Source organism: Roseomonas sp. USHLN139, from assembly GCF_037145735.1.
Lineage (GTDB): Bacteria > Pseudomonadota > Alphaproteobacteria > Acetobacterales > Acetobacteraceae > Pseudoroseomonas.
Genome location: NZ_JBBCWY010000002.1, coordinates 734,309 through 750,720 on the forward strand (window position 1 = coordinate 734,309; position 16,412 = coordinate 750,720).

Annotated in this window: 10 protein-coding genes; 6 read left to right on the top strand and 4 right to left on the bottom strand. The window is 72.1% G+C overall.

Translation table 11 applies throughout. From position 1 onward, the window contains the following. Positions 1–32: 32 nt before the first annotated feature. The 3 genes from WFI16_RS10275 to WFI16_RS10285 all read right to left on the bottom strand — a co-directional run bounded on the left by WFI16_RS10275 (position 33) and on the right by WFI16_RS10285 (position 5,091). On the bottom strand, positions 33–395 hold the full coding sequence (locus WFI16_RS10275; protein ID WP_419897737.1) for an Hpt domain-containing protein: 363 nt from the start codon (positions 393–395) through the stop codon (positions 33–35). Further along, the gene (locus tag WFI16_RS10280; RefSeq protein ID WP_419897738.1) at positions 388–1,422 is read right to left on the bottom strand and encodes a response regulator; all 1,035 of its coding nucleotides are present in this window, start codon (positions 1,420–1,422) and stop codon (positions 388–390) included. Before WFI16_RS10280 ends, WFI16_RS10275 begins: the two co-directional genes overlap by 8 nt. Positions 1,423–1,539: 117 nt before the next feature. After that, complete coding sequence (locus tag WFI16_RS10285; RefSeq protein ID WP_419897739.1) at positions 1,540–5,091, bottom strand: beta strand repeat-containing protein; 3,552 nt, start codon at positions 5,089–5,091, stop codon at positions 1,540–1,542. A gap of 1,475 nt (positions 5,092–6,566) precedes the next feature. Here WFI16_RS10285 and WFI16_RS10290 point away from each other — a divergent pair. From WFI16_RS10290 to WFI16_RS10315, 6 genes are all read left to right on the top strand, one after another. Continuing rightward, positions 6,567–8,201, top strand: coding sequence for an ATP-binding cassette domain-containing protein (locus WFI16_RS10290; protein ID WP_419897740.1), 1,635 nt, complete (start codon positions 6,567–6,569; stop codon positions 8,199–8,201). Further along, entirely contained in the window at positions 8,198–10,312 is a 2,115-nt protein-coding gene (locus WFI16_RS10295) for a peptidase domain-containing ABC transporter (protein ID WP_419897741.1), read from the top strand. Before WFI16_RS10290 ends, WFI16_RS10295 begins: the two co-directional genes overlap by 4 nt. Beyond that, a complete protein-coding gene (locus tag WFI16_RS10300) occupies positions 10,309–11,664 on the top strand; it encodes an HlyD family type I secretion periplasmic adaptor subunit (protein WP_419897742.1) in 1,356 nt (451 codons plus the stop codon). The genes WFI16_RS10295 and WFI16_RS10300 overlap by 4 nt, the downstream gene beginning before the upstream one ends. 107 nt (positions 11,665–11,771) lie before the next feature. Next, complete coding sequence (locus tag WFI16_RS10305) at positions 11,772–12,278, top strand: cache domain-containing protein (protein ID WP_419897743.1); 507 nt, start codon at positions 11,772–11,774, stop codon at positions 12,276–12,278. Between the two features lie 118 nt (positions 12,279–12,396). Further along, positions 12,397–14,916 carry a sensor histidine kinase gene (locus WFI16_RS10310; protein ID WP_419897744.1) on the top strand — a complete coding sequence of 840 codons (2,520 nt, stop codon included), beginning with the start codon at positions 12,397–12,399 and terminating at the stop codon, positions 14,914–14,916. After that, entirely contained in the window at positions 14,906–15,298 is a 393-nt protein-coding gene (locus tag WFI16_RS10315; RefSeq protein WP_419897745.1) for a response regulator, read from the top strand. The genes WFI16_RS10310 and WFI16_RS10315 overlap by 11 nt, the downstream gene beginning before the upstream one ends. A 100-nt stretch (positions 15,299–15,398) precedes the next feature. Here WFI16_RS10315 and WFI16_RS10320 read toward each other — a convergent pair whose 3' ends face one another. After that, entirely contained in the window at positions 15,399–16,370 is a 972-nt protein-coding gene (locus WFI16_RS10320) for a tripartite tricarboxylate transporter substrate-binding protein (protein WP_419897746.1), read from the bottom strand. Positions 16,371–16,412: the final 42 nt, after the last annotated feature.

A 16,412-nucleotide genomic window follows, 5' to 3' on the forward strand; every position in this document is an offset into this window, starting at 1 on the left:
CACCCGCCTGCTGCGCCCCGCCGCCGCGGCGGTCAGGGCTGCGGCAGGCCGAGCTCCTCGGCGGCGGCCGCGTGCAGGCTGCGGGCGGCGGCGGCCAGGGCGGCATCGGGCAGCGGGCCGGCATGCTCCACCATGCTGTCCAGCAGCTTCTCGAATTCCAGCGCCGCCAGGCCGACGCGGCGCAGGCCGACGACGCTGGCCGTGCCGGCGACATTGTGCGCCAGGCGCAGCGCCAGCTTCAGGTCGCGACCTTCGCCGCTGCGGCGACTCTGCTCCAGCGCGGCATCGAGCTCGCTGAGCTTCTCGCCCAGCCGCGCCGCATAGAGGCCGCGGATCTGTTCCAGCTTCTGGCGCACCGCTTCGCGGGCGGCGGCTGGGACGGCTCTGTCAGCCATGGGCGTGACCTTCCATGACGAGTTGCTTGATATCGGCCAGGCCCATGCCGGTGCCGACCAGACCGCTTTGCAGCAGGGCGTCGCTGGCGCCGCGGGCGATGCAATGGGCCGGGTCCTGGGCGACCAGCGTATGCCCGAGGGCCCGCAGCCTGCCGGCCGCCAGGGTGTCGGCATGCTGGGCGCTGAGGGCCATGACCAGCAGCCGGCGTTCGTCGAGCCCCGGCGAGGCCAGCAGCGTCGCGAGCGGCGTGGCGCCGGGAGGGGACGAGGCCGTGACCTGCAGCACCGGCCCGCCCGCCCTGAAGGCCAGCCGCGCCACCTGGCCGGGCGCCAGCACGGCGATGCGGTCGTGTCCCAGCGTGGTGCCATCCTCGGCGGCGAAGATCGGCAGGGCGATGCGGGTCTCGAGGAAGCGCAGGAACGGGCTGAACATCGGCGGCGGCAGGTCGGGGGCGACCAGCATCGGCATGCGCAGCCGCTGGATGCCCTGCAGCAGGGTGGACAGCGCCTGCGGCCCGCCCTCCCCGGCCATGGCGAAGGCCAGGTCATGATGCTGCTGGACGAGCGCCGCCGGGCCGGCCGCGGCGGGTTCGGTCTGCAGGCGCGCCTGCTTGCCCCAGTGCTGGATCTTCTCGACCAGCGTCTCGGCGATGCTGCTGAGATCGACATCCAGCGCCGAGGCGGATTTGCAGACGAAGTCGCTGGCCCCGGCATTGAGCGCGCGGAAGGTGAGCTCGCTGCCGCGCTCGGACAATGAACTGAGGATGATGATCGGCACGCTGCGCTGCTCGGTGATCAGCTTGGTCGCGGTGATGCCGTCCATCTTCGGCATGTCGAGATCCATGGTGATGACGTCGGGCGACAGCTCGCCGGCCATGGCGACGCCCTCATCACCATTCTCCGCCTCCCCCACCACCTCGATATCGTCGCGCAACTCGCACATCGCGGAAATGGCCATGCGCATGAACATGGAATCATCCACGATCAGCAGCCGCGTCTTGCCGGAAGTTGCCATGCTCTGTCCCATGGAATCCTCTCGGTCCTGTCCTGCCCGGTGTCAGCTGACGCTGCCTCTGGCCAGACTAGCGGCAAATGCCTGACGCAAGCTGAACGGGGCCCGGCCGACCGGCCGGGCCCCGCCCGCTCAGGGGATCAGCGTATAGGCGTTGATGTGCAGCGTGTCGGTCACGCTCGCCGTGGTGTGGGTGATGCTGTCGGTCGTGGTCGCGGTGATGGTCAGGTCGAAATCGGTGCTGGTCGTCGGCTTGACGGTGGCGCTGGCGAATTGCGAGGCGGTCATCACATAGCTGCCATCGCCCTGCAGCGCGCCCGTCGAGAGGGTCGCCCCCGGGGCCAGGCCGCTGACCGTGATCGACACCGTCTCGCTGCCCTGCAGCCCGCTGACCGAACTGGCCAGCGAGGTGCTCAGCCCCACCTTGGCATTGACGTTGTTGAACAAGGGCAGGTTCAACGTCGCCGGATCGGCGGTGTTCAGCACCGTCAGCGACAGGGTGGTGCTGCTGCTGGCCAGGGTCAGGGTGCTGCTGTCGAAGACGGTGGCCGTCACCCCGATATTGGCCGAGCCGGGGGCCGTGCCGTCGATCTGCAGGCCGCTGAGGTCCGAGAGGTTCAGTGTCCAGTCGTTGCTCAGCAGATCCTTGACGCCGTGGTTCAGCGTGGCGCCGCTCGGCAGGTTGGTCAGCCGGATCGAGGTGATGGATTCGGTGGGCGCGCCGCTGGAGATGCTGATCGGCAGGCTGGTCCAGGCATCCTCCAGGATCGTCAAGCTATGGCCCGCCGGCACGGTGATCGTCGGTGCATCGGCAATGTTCTGCACGGTGATCGGCAGCGAGGCGACGGTCGAGACGACCGTATGGGTGACCGGCTCGGTGACACTGATCGTGATCTGCAGCGGGACGGTGCCCGGTTCCGGCGCGGTGAGCGACAGGTTCAGCAGATTGTTCAGCAGGTTGCCGGGGTCGAGCATGTAGCTCCCGTCAGGCTGCAGCACGCCGACCGAGAGCGAGGCGCCGGCCGGCAATCCGCTGATGCTCACGGAGGTCAGGCTGCCGACATTCAACCCGCTCAGCCCGAGCGGCAGCAGGATCGGCGCGTCCTCCAGCCCGACGATCGGGATCGCCGGCAGGGTGAGCGTCGGCAGGGTCGGCGTGGCGATGACATTGAGCGCCACATCCGCCGCGGTGCTGGCCGAGGTGTGGCTGAGGCTGTCGGTCACCGTCGCTGTGACATGCAGGTTGGTGTTGCCGGGATCCGCCGCGGTCAGCGTCAGGCCCGTCAGCTGCGCCTGGGTCAGCGTGTAGCTGCCATCCGGGTTCAGCGTCCCGGCCGAGAGCGTGGCGCCGGCCGGCAGCCCGCTGATCGTCACGCTGACCGTCTCGCTTGCCCCCAGCGGCGCCAGGGCGATCGGCAGCGCGATCGCGACATCCTCAAGGCCCGCCAGCGGCAGGCTCGGCAGGGTCAGGCCGGGGGCATCCGCCAGGTTCAGCACGTTCAGCGCGATGGTGGCGCTGCTGGTCGCCGTGGTGCCGCTGCCACTGTCGGTCACCGTCGCGGTCACCGTCAGTGTCGCGCTGCCCGGATCGGCCGCGGTCAGCGTCAGGCCCGTCAGCTGCGCCTGGGTCAGCGTGTAGCTGCCGTCCGGGTTTAGCGTCCCGGCCGAGAGCGTGGCCCCCGCCGGCAGGCCGCTGACCGTCACGCTGACCGTCTCGCTCGCCCCCAGCGGCGCCAGGGCGATCGGCAGCGCGATCGCCACATCCTCCAGCCCCGCCAGCGGCAGGCTCGGCAGGGTCAGGCCGGGGGCATCCGCCAGGTTCAGCACCGTCAGCCCCAGCGTCGCGCTGCTGGTCGCCGTCGTGCCGCTGCCGCTGTCGGTCACCGTCGCGGTGACCTGCAGCGTGGTATTGCCGGGGTCAGGCGCAGTGATGGTCAGGCCGCTCAGCTGCGCCTGGGTCAGCGTGTAGCTGCCGTCCGGGTTTAGCGTCCCGGCCGAGAGCGTGGCCCCCGCCGGCAGGCCGCTGACCGTCACGCTGACCGTCTCGCTCGCTCCCAGCGGCGCCAGGGCGATCGGCAGCGCGATCGCCACATCCTCCAGCCCCGCCAGCGGCAGGCTCGGCAGGGTCAGCCCGGGCGCATCCGCCAGGTTCAGCACGTTCAGCCCCAGCGTCGCGCTGCTGGTCGCCGTGGTGCCGCTGCCACTGTCGGTCACCGTCGCGGTGACATGCAGGTTGGTGCTGCCGGGATCGGCCGCGGTCAGCGTTAGGCCCGTCAGCTGCGCCTGGGTCAGGGTGTAGCTGCCATCCGGGTTCAGCGTCCCGGCCGAGAGCGTGGCGCCGGCCGGCAGGCCGCTGACCGTCACGCTGACCGTCTCGCTCGCTCCCAGCGGCGCCAGGGTGATTGGCAGCGCGATCGCCACATCCTCCAGCCCCGCCAGCGGCAGGCTCGGCAGGGTCAGGCCGGGGGCATCCGCCAGGTTCAGCACCGTCAGCCCCAGCGTCGCGCTGCTGGTCGCCGTCGTGCCGCTGCCGCTGTCGGTCACCGTTGCGGTCACCGTCAGCGTGGTACTGCCCGGATCGGCCGCGGTCAGCGTCAGGCCCGTCAGCTGCGCCTGGGTCAGCGTGTAGCTGCCATCCGGGTTCAGCGTCCCGGCGGAGAGCGTGGCGCCGGCCGGCAGCCCGCTGACCGTCACGCTGACCGTCTCGCTCGCTCCCAGCGGCGCCAGGGCGATCGGCAGCGCGATCGCGACATCCTCCAGCCCCGCCAGCGGCAGGCTAGGCAGGGTCAGGCCCGGCGCATCCGCCAGGTTCAGCACGTTCAGCGCGATGGTGGCGCTGCTGGTCGCCGTGGTGCCGCTGCCACTGTCGGTCACCGTCGCGGTCACCGTTAGTGTCGCGCTGCCCGGATCGGCTGCGGTCAGCGTCAGGCCGGTGAGCTGCGCCTGGGTCAGCGTGTAGCTGCCGTCCGGGTTCAGTGTCCCGGCCGAAAGCGTGGCGCCCGCCGGCAGCCCGCTGACCGTCACGCTGACCGTCTCGCTCGCCCCCAGCGGCGCCAGGGCGATCGGCAGCGCGATCGCCACATCCTCGAGCCCCGCCAGCGGCAGGCTCGGCAGAGTCAGCCCGGGCGCATCCGCCAGGTTCAGCACCGTCAGCCCCAGCGTCGCGCTGCTGGTCGCCGTGGTGCCACTGCCGCTGTCGGTCACCGTCGCGGTCACCGTCAGCGTGGTATTGCCGGGGTCTGGCGCGGTCAGCGTCAGGCCGCTCAGCTGCGCCTGGGTCAGCGTGTAGCTGCCATCCGGGTTCAGCGTCCCCGCCGAGAGCGTCGCCCCCGCCGGCATGCCGCTAATTGTCACGCTGACCGTCTCGCTCGCCGCCAGCGGCGCCAGGGTGATCGGCAGCGCGATCGCCACATCCTCCAGCCCGGCCAACGGCAGGCTGGGCAGGGTCAGGCCGGGGGCATCCGCCAGGTTCAACACCGACAGCCCGAGCGTCGCGCTGCTGGTCGCCGTGGTGCCGCTGCCGCTGTCGGTCACCGTTGCGGTCACCGTCAGCGTGGTATTGCCGGGGTCCGGCGCGGTCAGCGTCAGGCCGCTCAGCTGCGCCTGGGTCAGGGTGTAGCTGCCATCCGGGTTCAGCGTCCCGGCCGAGAGCGTGGCGCCCGCCGGCAGGCCGCTGATTGTCACCGACAGCGATTCACCGGTTTGAGGGGCACTCACGTTGATCGGCAGCGAAACCGAGATGCCTTCAAGGCCAGCAATCGGCAGCGAGGGCAAGGTGATGCCCGGGGCTACCGGACCACTGCCGTCGACCGATCCACTGCCCCCCGCTCCGGGACCCGGTGTGCCGCCACCCGTTGTGCCCGTGCCCCCAGCTCCTGAACCCGCGGTCCCGGCGCCACCCGTGCCGGTGCCACCCCCTGCTGCCGTGCCACCGTCTGTCGCGCCCGTGCTGCCGGTTCCCGGACCTGCCGTCCCAGTGCCGCCCGTACCGGTGCCACTGCCCGACCCGGCACCGCCATCCGTCGTACCGGTGCCGCCGGTTCCCGGAGCTGCGGCCCCAGTGCCACCCGTGCCGGTGCCGCCGCCCGACCCGGTACCACCATCCGTCGTGCCCGTGCCGCCGGTCCCCGGCCCTGCCGTCACGGTGCCGCCCGTGCCGGTTCCGCCCCCTGTCCCCGTGTTGCCACCGGTTGTGCCTGTGCTGCCGGTTCCTGGACCAGTCGTGCCGGTGCCGCCATCCGTCATCCCCGTGCCGCCGGTTCCTAAAGCCGCCAGGCCGGTACTGCCCAGCCCGGTACTGCCACCCGCGACCGGGGCGTCGCCGGACCCCGTGGCGATGCCGCCCGTTCCGCCTGCGGCGCCGGACTCCGCCGTCGTCGCGGCCGCCGTGGTCGCCGCACCGCGCGCGCTGGTCGTCCCGCCGGGGAAGCTGTTGCCAGAGGCCAGGCCGCTGGTGGCGGCGGTGCCAGGAAGCCCAGCAGTGGGCGCATTGCCCTGGCCGGCACCGGCGCCAGCCAGGCCGTTGCCGGCGGCGGCGCCCGCCCCGCGCGCTGCATTGGTCACGGCCGGGGGCGTCGTCGCCGCCGCGCCACTGCCGGACGCCGCCGTCTGCGCCGCGGCCGATGCGAGGGCCGCGGTCCCCTGGCCGGCGCTCCCATTGGCGGCATACGTGGCCCCGCCGGTCTCGCCGTCCGGCGCGTTGAGCGGCTGGCTCTGTCCGCCCATCGGCGCGCCGGTCGCGCGCTGCGCCGCATCGGTCACCCCGCTATAGGTCGCGCGGCTGCCGGTGTGCAGGCTGTGCAGCTCCTCCTCGCTCAGCTGCCGGCGCAGGCTCGCGGGGTCGAGGCCACCATTGCCCGCCCCCCGACGTGACGTGTTCGAGGCAGGGTTTGCGGGCTGGTCAGACATGACGGCGCTCCAATCCGACGGCGGGAAGTCCCTGACTTCTTGTCGGGGGATTGTGACCGGCAGCCGGCCCGGCTGGTGTGGCACCAGCCCCGGCGCGGTCGGCTCGCCCTAGACTGCCTGCGCAGCCTCCAAAAATTCCTTAACCGGCCGCGCGGAATCGGCATCGCCCTTAAGCCCCGCATTAAGGCGGGACCGGCATTCTGTGATCCGGGTGGGCCAGGACGGTCCACCGGACACCAGGGATGCGCGTGGTGCCAGAATTCCGGAAAAATCCCAGGATCACCGACCTGCAGGGTCAGTTCGGGCTCGGCATCGCCTCGATGTGCCTGAACATCCTCAGCCTCAGCGTCCCCATCGTGGTGCTGCACGTCTATGACCGCGTGCTGCCCAACGGCACCGGCCAGACGCTGGCCAGCATGCTGCTGGGCCTGGCCATCCTGGTGGTGGCGGAGATCGCGCTGCGCATCGCCCGTGCCAGCATCGCCCTGCGCGTCGACAGCCTGCGCGAGCACCTGGTGCGCTGCCGGCTGATGCGCGACGTGATGCGCGGCACGCCGCAGGCCCTGTCCGGTTTCAGCACGGCCGAGATCAGCACCGGCATCGCCGCCGCCGCCGTGCTGCGGGAATCCCGCACCCAGCGGCTGCAGGTGCTGTTCGACCTGCCCTTCGGCCTGCTCTTCCTGGTGCTGATCGGCATCATCGGCGGCGGGCTGGTGCTGGTGCCGCTGGGGGTCGCCGGCCTGTTCCTGCTGATGGGCTGGCAGGTCTCGCGCCAGCTCGCCTATGCCGACCTGCAGCGCCTGCGCGCCGAGCAGCAGCGCGACAGCTTCCTGCGCGGCGTCTTCCCGGCCCTGGCGCTGGCGCGCGGGCTCTGCGCCGACCTGCTGCTGCCGGGCAAGCTGCAGCGGCTGCAGGAGGGGCATGCCACCCTGCTGCGCGACACCATCACCCTCGGCACCATCCTGCGCGAGGTGTTCGCCGTCGCCGGCCAGGTGCAGGTGGCGCTGGTCGTCGGCATCGGCGCGCTGCTGGTGCTGGAAGGCCGGCTCTCCACCGGCGGGCTGGCCGCCTGCACCCTGCTGGCCGGCCGCGTGATGCAGCCGCTGCAATCCGGCCTCGGCCTGCTGCAGGGCTGGCACGAGGCGCGGCGCGCGCGCGAGGCGATGGGACGGCTGCAGGCATTGGCAGTCGAGAACATCGAGCTGGAGGCCAGCGAGGCGCTGTGGACGGCGCCGCCGGCGATCCGCATGCAGGGCATCCGCTTCGCCGCGGATGATGGCGGGCCGCCGCTGGCGCTCGAGGTGCCGGCCGGCAAGCTGGTCACCATCGAGGCGCCGCCCGGCAGCCCCTGCCGCAGCCTGCTGGCGGCGCTGCTCGGCTATGTCGAGGTGGCCGAGGGCGAGATCATGCTGGGCGAGACCCGGCTGTCGCCGGCGACGGCGCCGCTGGTGCGCCGCCAGGCGGCGCTGATCGGCCGCAGCACGACGCTGTTCAGCGGCTCGCTGATGGACAACCTGACCGGCTTCGGCCATCCCGAGCGCGAGGCGGAGGTGCAGTATCTCTCCTTCCTCTTCGGCCTCGACACCGCGGTGAAGCGGCTGCCGGACGGCTATGACACGCCGATCGAGCAGGGCGGGCGCAGCCTGCCGGTCGGCATCCGCCAGGGCGCGGCGCTGGTCTCGGCGCTTTCCGCCAAGCCGCGGCTGCTGCTGCTGGACGAGGCGGAGATCGGCCTCGATCCGGCGGCGCAGCTCCGCCTCGGCGACTTCCTGAAGCGGCTGAAGGGGCGCGCCACGCTGATCGTGCTGACCGGCAATGCGGCGCTGCGCAAGCATGCCGACCTGAAACTGCGCTTCCAGGACAGCCGGCTGGTGGCCGAGGCATGACCACCCTCGCCTATTTCATCCCCGGCGCGCCGGTCGCCGCCTCGCTGGAGGCAGAGGCCGAGGCGGTGCCGGTCGGCCTCGCCGGGCTGCTGCAGGCCAGCGGCTGGCGCGGTCTGCCGGTCGAGGTCGCGGAAGCCCTCGGCCGCGAGCCGCTGAGCTTCGACCGCGCCTGCTCGGTGGCCCGCCTGCTCGGCCTCGGTGCGCGGATCCGCCGGCTGCGGGTCGAGGCGGCGCTGCGCAGCGGCTTCCCCTGCCTGATCGAGGCGCCGGGGGCGCGCAGCCCGGGCCAGGCGCTGCTGGTGATCCTGCCGCAGGGCGAGGAGCTGGTCTGCGTCGAGGCGATGTCGGGCGCCGAGGCCCCGGTGCCGGCGCTGCGCCGCCGCGTCCGCTGCGTCACCTTCATGCTCCCCGAGGGCCTCCAACCGCGCTGGTCGGTGGTGCTGCGCGGGCTGACCGGGCGCGGCCTGACCCTGGTGATCGCCATGGCGGCGGTGATCAACCTGCTCGGGCTGGCGCTGCCGCTCTTCACCCTGGCCGTCTACGACCAGGCGCTGGCGGCGGACGACGTCCAGCTGCTGGCGCTGCTCGGCCTCGGCCTCGGCATTGCGCTGCTCGGCGATCTCGGGCTGCGGGTGCTGCGCGCCGTCATGCTGGGCCATCTGGCCGGGCGGGTCGATCTGGCCGCGGTCAGCGACCTGGTCGGCAAGATGCTGCGCCTGCCGCCCGAGCTCGCCGACCGCATGACGCCGATGATGGCGCGCGGGCGGCTGCGCGAATGGGACGCCATCCGCAGCTTCTTCTTCGGCCCGCTCAGCCTGGCCTGCATCGAGGTGCCCTTCATCCTCGGCTATCTGCTGGCCCTGGTCTTCCTGGCCGGCTGGCTGACCCTCGCCCCCCTGCTGGTGCTCGCGCTCGGCCTCGGCCTCAGCCTCTGGCTGCTGCGGCGGGCGCGGCGCGGCGCGATGGAGGCCTCGGCCGCGGTCGCCGCCTTCCAGGCGCTGCAGAACGAGATGATCGACATGCTGCGGCCGATCAAGGAGAAGGGCGCCGAGCCGCTGTGGCTGGCACGCTACCGCCAGGCTTCGGCCAGCTATGCGCGCGCCGGGCTGGTCGAGGCGCGGGTCTCCGCCACCGCCCAGGTCGCCGCGCAGAGCATCACCACCTTCTGCGCCGTCGCCACCCTGGGCATCGGGGCCACCATGGCGCTGGCCGGGCAGCTCAGCGTCGGCGGGCTGATCGCCGCCATGGCGCTGGTCTGGCGCATGCTCTCGCCGCTCGGCATGGTGCTGACGGCGCTGGCGCGCATCCGCACGGTGCGCGGCGCGGTGGGCTCGCTGGACGGGCTGATGGCAAGCCCCGAGGAATTCTCCGCCCAGGTCAAGGGCGCGGCCGACAATATCCGTCGCGGCAGCGGCGGGCGGATCGGCTTCGCCGGCGCGCTGTTCTCCTATCCGGGCGGCGCCGGGCCGGTGCTGCAGCAGATCAGCTTCGAGGTGAAGCCGGGCGAGCTGGTGGCGATCACCGGGCCGAACGGCGCCGGCAAGTCGACCATCCTGAAGCTGATCCTCGGCCTCTACCGGCCGCAATTCGGCGCCGTGCTGCTGGACCAGACCGATCTGCGGCAGATCACCCCGCGGGCGCTGCGCCGCAGCCTCGCCTATGCGCCGCAGGAACTGCCCGACCTGCCGGTCACGGTGGCCGAATTCCTGCGGCTCGGCGCCCCCGCCGCCACCGACCTGGCGCTGGAGGAGGCCTGCGAGCGCGCCGGCATCCGCGCCGAGGTCGAGGAACTGCCGCAGGGCTTCGCCACGCCGCTGCCGCGGCTGGCGGGTGCCGAGCATCTGCGCAGCGGCCTGCGCCTGGCGCGGGCCTGGCTGCTGGAGGCGAAGCTGGTGCTGCTGGACGAGCCCGATGTCAGCCGCCCCGAATGCCGCCGCGCGCTGCTGGCCGAGCTGGAGCGGATCCGCGGCAAGCAGACCGTGCTGCTGGTGACGCATGATTCGCAGCTGGCCTCGGCCTGCGACCGGGTCATCGCGCTGCGCCAGGGCAGCATCATCTTCGATGGCACGCCGCGCGACCTGGCGGCCCGGTTGGAAAGCGCCGCCCGATGAGCTCCACGCTTCGCCCCAACAGTCCGACCAGCGCGCTGGCGCGCAGCCTGACCGGCGAGGACCGGGTCACCGGCGCCAGCCTGTTCGAGACCGAGGGCATCAGCCGGCTGGCGATGATCGCGGTGCTGGGCATCGGCGGGCTGCTGGTGGCCGGGCTGAGCTGGTCCGCCATCATGCCGGTGGCCGAGATCTCGGTCAGCTCGGGCGAGATCCTGCCGATCGGCTCGGTCAAGCAGGTGCAGCACCTGGAGGGCGGCATCGTCGCCCGCGTCCTGGTCGAGGAGGGCGCGCTGGTCGAGGAAGGCCAGGCGCTGGTCGAGATGGATCCCGGCCAGGCCGAGCCGGAGCTGAACCAGCTGCGCACCCGGCTGGCCGGGCTGCAGCTGCAGGCGCAGCAGATCACCGCGGTGATGGGCGGGCAGGAGAGCATCGCCACCATCCCGGCCGAGGAGGAGTATCGCGCGCTGGTGCTCGCCCAGGCCGAGCTGCTGCAGGCGCGCAGCCGCGCGCATGCCGTGCAGCGCCAGGTGATCAGCCAGCAGATCCTGGGCCGCCGCGCCGAGCTCGAGGTCAATGCCGGCCAGGTGGACTCGATCCTCAACCAGATCGGCTTCCTGCGCGAGCAGGTGGTCGGCCGCCGCGAGCTGGTCTCGAAGGGGCTGGCGCCGCGCTTCCAGCTGCTGGAATCGCAGCGCGAGCTGGCCCGGCTGGAGGGCAACCATGTCTCGCTGGTGCGCGAGGCGACGCGCACGCGCGAGGCGCTGGGCGAGTCCGAGGCGCGGCTCTCCGAGCTGGAGACCCGCTTCCGCGCCGATCTGGCCACCGAACTCAGCAAGGTCACCGCCGAGATGCAGGAGCTGCGCCAGGCGATCCAGCGGGCCGAGGGGCGGGTGCAGCGGCTGCGGGTCGTGGCGCCGGCGCGCGGCACGGTGCAGAACATCCAGGTGAAGACGGCGGGCGGCGTCATCTCGCCCGGCGCGCTGCTGCTGGAGCTGGTGCCGGCCGATGCCAGGCTGCGCGTCGAGGCGCGCATCACCGCCCGCGACATCGGCCATATCCGGGTCGGCCAGGAGGCGCGGGTCAAGGTGCTGACCTTCGACTATACCCGCTTCGGCGTGATCCCGGCCGTGGTCACCAATGTCTCCGCCTCCTCCTACCACGACCGCGACGGCACGCCCTACTACAAGGCGGAGCTGGCGCTCTCGCGCGAGCATGTCGGGCTGCAGGCCGATACCCGCATCCTCTCCGGGATGAGCGTGCTGGCCGATATCCGCACCGGCGAGAACAGCCTGCTGCGCTACCTGCTGGCGCCGCTGCAGCGCTCGCTGGGCGAGGCCTTCCGCGAGCGCTGAGCCGATGCAACCGCCCAGGCCCGCGCTTCAGCCAATCTTCACACGCGCGCGTGTTCAATCCGCCGGATGCGGCGCCACGCCGCGACCGTTCCGGGAAGGACCCCCTGGTGCCGCCTCTCCGCCTCCTCCCGCGCCCAGGCCGCCTGCCCCGCCGGGCCTGGCTCGCGGCGCTGCTGCTGCTCGCGCCGGGGCGGCTGGCGGCGGCGCCGGAGGCCGAGCGGGAGGCGCGCCAGCGGGCGGAGACCGAGGCCCTGCTGCGCCGGGCCGCGGCCTATATGGACCAGGTCGGCACCGAGCGGGCGCTGGCGGCCTTCAACGATCCGCAGGGCGCCTTCGTCGAAGGCGAGCGCTATGTGTTCTGCAACGGCATCGACGGCACGGTGCTGGCGCATGGCTTCAACCCGGCGCTGCTCGGCCGCAACCTGGCGAGCCTGCGCGACGCCCGCGGCCAGCCCTTCGCGGCGGCGCTGATCCGCCTGGCGGTGACCCAGGGCGAGGGCTGGATGCGCTACGAATGGCTCAACCCGGCGACCCGGCGGAACGAGGTGAAGGACACCTTCGTCATGCGCCTGCGCGAGGACATCGTCTGTGGCACGGGCCATTACGGCGGATGACGCGCCCCTGCGCCACGGCCGGGCGCCACGGCCGTGCGCCGGAGCCGGGCGGCCGCGCCGCCCGCGACCCCGCCACGGCCGAGACCGCTGCGCCCTGGAATGGACCGGAGCAACCACCTTGCCTTTCCGCGCCCTCTTCCGCTGGATCAATTCCAGCATCGCTCATCGCTTCAGCATCGCCGCGGCGGCCATGGCGCTGCTGGCCTGCGGGCTGACCGGGCTGATCAGCCACCACTACCTGTCGCGCGAGGTGGAGGAGGGCATCCGCCAGCGGCAGGAGGCGCGCACCGCGCTGATCGCGCAGCGGGTGCAGCAGAGCGTCAACATGCTCGCCGAGGCGCTGGACGAGGTCACCAAGAACCCGCTGATCGAGACGCTGATCCAGGGCGAGATCCTGAACAGCCGGCTGCTGCGCGACGTGCTCGGCAGCATCGCCTCCTCGAAGCAGATGGCGCTGCCGATCGGCCTGTACCAGATCGACGGCACGATCATGGCCGGCACGCAGGACAGCCTGCCGGCCTCGCTGGCGCAGCAGGGCTGGTTCCCGAGCCTGGCCAGGGGCGGCTCGGCGGTGACGGTCGAGCATGGCTCGGACCGGATCTGGGTGGCGCTGCCGGTGGTCGGGCTGATGAGCGCGCAGGTGGACGGCGCCGTGGTCGGCGTGATCGAGACCGAGCGGCTGCTGAGGGCGGCGCGCAGCGCCACCGACACGCTGACCCTGCGGCTCGAGGGCGGCGGCGTGCTGCTGGCGCTGTCGCCCGGCAGCCAGGACATCGCCGAGCCGCTGCGGGTGCGCCAGGCGCTGGAGGTGGAGACGGCGCTGAAGGGGCTGAACCTGGTGGTGGAGAGCGAGCAGGACGTCACCCAGGCGATGGCCCCGCTGCGCGAGCACAATGCGCGCACCCTGGCCGCGGCCGTCACCATGATGGTCGCCGTGATCCTGGCCTCGATCCCGCTCGGGCGCAGCCTGACGCGGCCGCTCAGGGCGCTGAGCCAGGCGGCGCAGCAGGTGGCGCAGACCGGCTCGGTCGAGGTGACGCTGCCGCCGCCGGGACCGGACGAGGTGGGCAGCCTGAGCCGCGACTTCGGCGTCATGCTGCACAAGCTCGGCGAGCTGACCGGCGGGCTGGAGAGCAAGGTGGCCGAGCGCACCCGCTCGCTGGAGGAAGTGCAGTCGCTGCTGCAGCTCTATGGCGAGCGGCGGCGGGTGATGATCGAGAACGCCCCCTACGGCATCATGAGCCTGGACGAGGAGGGCAATATCGAGGCCTGCAACCCGGCGGCGCTGAAGATCCTCGGCCGCGGCGAGGAGGAGCTGCTGGGGTTGCAGCTCTCCACCATCGCCGCCGATCCGCAGCGCATCACCGACCTGCTGCAGCAGAGCTCCCGGGGCGAGGGGGAGGCGAGCGGGCATGAGCTGGAGGCGCGGCACGCCGCCGGCCATCTGATCCCGATCGAGATCGCGCTGAGCAAGGTGCGCGACGGCGAGCGGTGGATCTGGATCTGCACGCTCGGCGACATCACCCAGCGCAAGCAGGCGGAGCGGGTGAAGGACGAGTTCATCTCGACCGTCAGCCACGAGCTGCGCACGCCGCTCACCTCGATCCGCGGCGCGCTCGGGCTGGTCGATGCCGGCAAGATGGGGCCGATCCCGGTGGCGGCGGGGCGGCTGGTGAAGATCGCGCTCAGCAACAGCGAGCGGCTGGTGCTGCTGGTCAACGACATCCTCGACCTGCAGAAGATCGAGAGCGGCAGCATGCAGTTCGACGCGCGCGAGGTCAGCCTGACCGAGATCGTGCAGCAGTCGATCGAGGCCAACGAGGGCTATGCGCGCAGCTTCGACGTCAGCCTGACCATGGCCGGCGACACGACGCCGATGCAGGTCTTCGGCGATCCGAACCGGCTGATGCAGATCATGTGCAACCTGATTTCCAACGCGGTGAAATTCTCCCCGAAGCAGGGCGAGGTGGAGATCAGCATCGAGAATCGCGGCCGGCTGGCGATGGTCAGCGTCTCCGACCAGGGGCCCGGCATCCCGGCCAATTTCCGCGACAAGATCTTCTCCCGCTTCGCCCAGGCCGATGGCTCGGACCGGCGCGCCAAGGGCGGCACCGGGCTGGGCCTGGCGATCACCAAGGCGCTGGTTGAGCACCATGCCGGACGGATCAGCTTCCGCAGCCGCGAGGGCGGCGGCACGGTCTTCCAGTTCGTCATCCCGCTGCTCGAGTGCGCGCGGCGCGGTGGCGGGCCGGCGCGGCGCAGCGGCGGCCCGCCGCGGATCCTGCATGTCGATGACGATGCCGATCTGCTGAACGTGATCGCCACCCTGCTGTCCTTCCGCGCCGAGGTGGTCTCGGTGCGCAGTGCCGCGGAGGCCGAGCGGGCGCTGGCCGAGAGCAGCTTCGACCTGCTGATCATCGATGTCGGGCTGCAGGATGGCAACGGGCTGCGCCTGCTGCACGCCCCGGTGGTGGGCGAGGCGCCGGCGGCGATGGTCTTCACCTGCGCCGACCGCCCGGCCCATCTGGGGGAACTGCTGGACTGGATCGTCAAGGACCGCACCGGCACCGAGCGGCTGGTCGCCGCGGTCAACACGCAGATCGATCGCATCATGGGGAGCGAGACCAATGCCGCGTGAGGCCCTGCAGCGCATTGCCTATGTCGAGGATGAGCCGGATATCCAGGAGGTGGCGATCATCGCCCTGGAGAGCATCGGCGGCTACGAGGTGCATGCCTTCGACCATGCGCCGCCCTTCCTGGAACAGGTCGAGGCGATGCGGCCGCAGCTGATCCTGCTGGACGTCATGCTGCCCGGCATGACCGGGCCGGAGATCCTGACCGAGCTGCGCGCCCGCCCCGAGACCCGCGACATCCCGGTGATCTTCATGACCGCCAAGGTGCAGTCCACCGACCACCAGCGCTACCTGGACCTGGGCGCCATCCGGGTGATCGGCAAGCCCTTCGACCCGATGTCGCTGTCCTCCGAGGTGGAGGAGGCCTGGAACGCCCTGCCGGACTGAGCCGGCCGCCGCACGGCGGCAGGGTCCAGGGAAGGCCATTCCGCTGGACCCCGCCCCTCCCCTGCGCCCGCCCCCTGCGCCCGCCCCCTGCGCCCGTCGGCTAGTCGGGCTTGATGTTGTTCTCCCGCGCCGTCCTGCCCCAGGTCTCGACCTGCGACTGCACGAAGCGTCCCAGCGCCGGCCCGTCGGAAAGGACGAGCTCCGCCTGGTTGACCTCGGCGAATTGCTGGGCGATGCGGGCTTCGCGGTAGGAGGCGACCAGGGCGTCGTGGAAGCGCGCCACGGCCGGCGCCGGCGTCTTGGCCGGGGCGAAGACCCCCCACCAGGCCTCGGCCGTCAGCCCGTCGAAGCCGCTTTCGACCGCGGTCGGCACGCTCGGCAGGCCGGCCAGGCGGGTGGCGCCCAGCTGCAGCAGCGGCCGCAGCGTATTGGCCGAGATCTGCGGCGCCAGCAGGGCGCTGCTGCCGATCATCATGTCGATATGGCCGGCCACCGCGTCGTTCACCGCCAGCCCGCCGCCACGATAGGGCAGATGCGTCACCTCGGCGCCGCCGCGCTTGGCCAGCATCAGCATGGCGAGATGCCCGATGGTGCCATTGCCGGTGGAGCCGAAGGTGACCGAGCCCTTCTGCCGGGCGGTGGCGAAGACCTCGGCCAGCGTCTTGTAGGGCTTGGCCGGCTGACAGGCGATGACATAGGGCGCGCGGCCGATCTGGGTGACGGGGATGAAGTCCGCCGTCAGGTCGAAGGGCAGGTTCGGCACCAGCACCGGCATGAGGGCGTGCGAGTCGAAGGTCAGCAGCCAGGTCTGGCCGTCCGGCCGGGCCTTGGCGACCATGTCGCTGCCGATGCTGCCGGCGGCGCCGCTGCGGTTCTCGACGATGATCGGCACGCCCAGCCGCTGCTGCAGCCCGGGCGCGGCCAGCCGCGCCACCGCGTCGGTTGAGCCGCCGGGGGCGAAGGGAACGACGATCCGGATCGGGCCGCTCGGCCAGGTGTCGGCGCGGGCAGCCAGCGCCGGCAGGGCCAGCGCCGCGCCCAGCATCCCGCGCCGGGTGAAGGAAACACTCATCTTGGAAACAACCTCCCTGGGATGCGGCGCCTTGTGCCGGCG

What these genes read in the sequence shown, in the direction of transcription:
- WFI16_RS10275 (WP_419897737.1), bottom strand. Translation starts at nt 395, where the DNA reads ATGGCTGACAGAGCCGTCCCAGCCGCCGCCCGCGAAGCGGTGCGCCAG.
- WFI16_RS10280 (WP_419897738.1), bottom strand. Translation starts at nt 1,422, where the DNA reads ATGGGACAGAGCATGGCAACTTCCGGCAAGACGCGGCTGCTGATCGTG.
- WFI16_RS10295 (WP_419897741.1), top strand. Translation starts at nt 8,198, where the DNA reads ATGACCACCCTCGCCTATTTCATCCCCGGCGCGCCGGTCGCCGCCTCG.
- WFI16_RS10300 (WP_419897742.1), top strand. Translation starts at nt 10,309, where the DNA reads ATGAGCTCCACGCTTCGCCCCAACAGTCCGACCAGCGCGCTGGCGCGC.
- WFI16_RS10315 (WP_419897745.1), top strand. Translation starts at nt 14,906, where the DNA reads ATGCCGCGTGAGGCCCTGCAGCGCATTGCCTATGTCGAGGATGAGCCG.
- WFI16_RS10320 (WP_419897746.1), bottom strand. Translation starts at nt 16,370, where the DNA reads ATGAGTGTTTCCTTCACCCGGCGCGGGATGCTGGGCGCGGCGCTGGCC.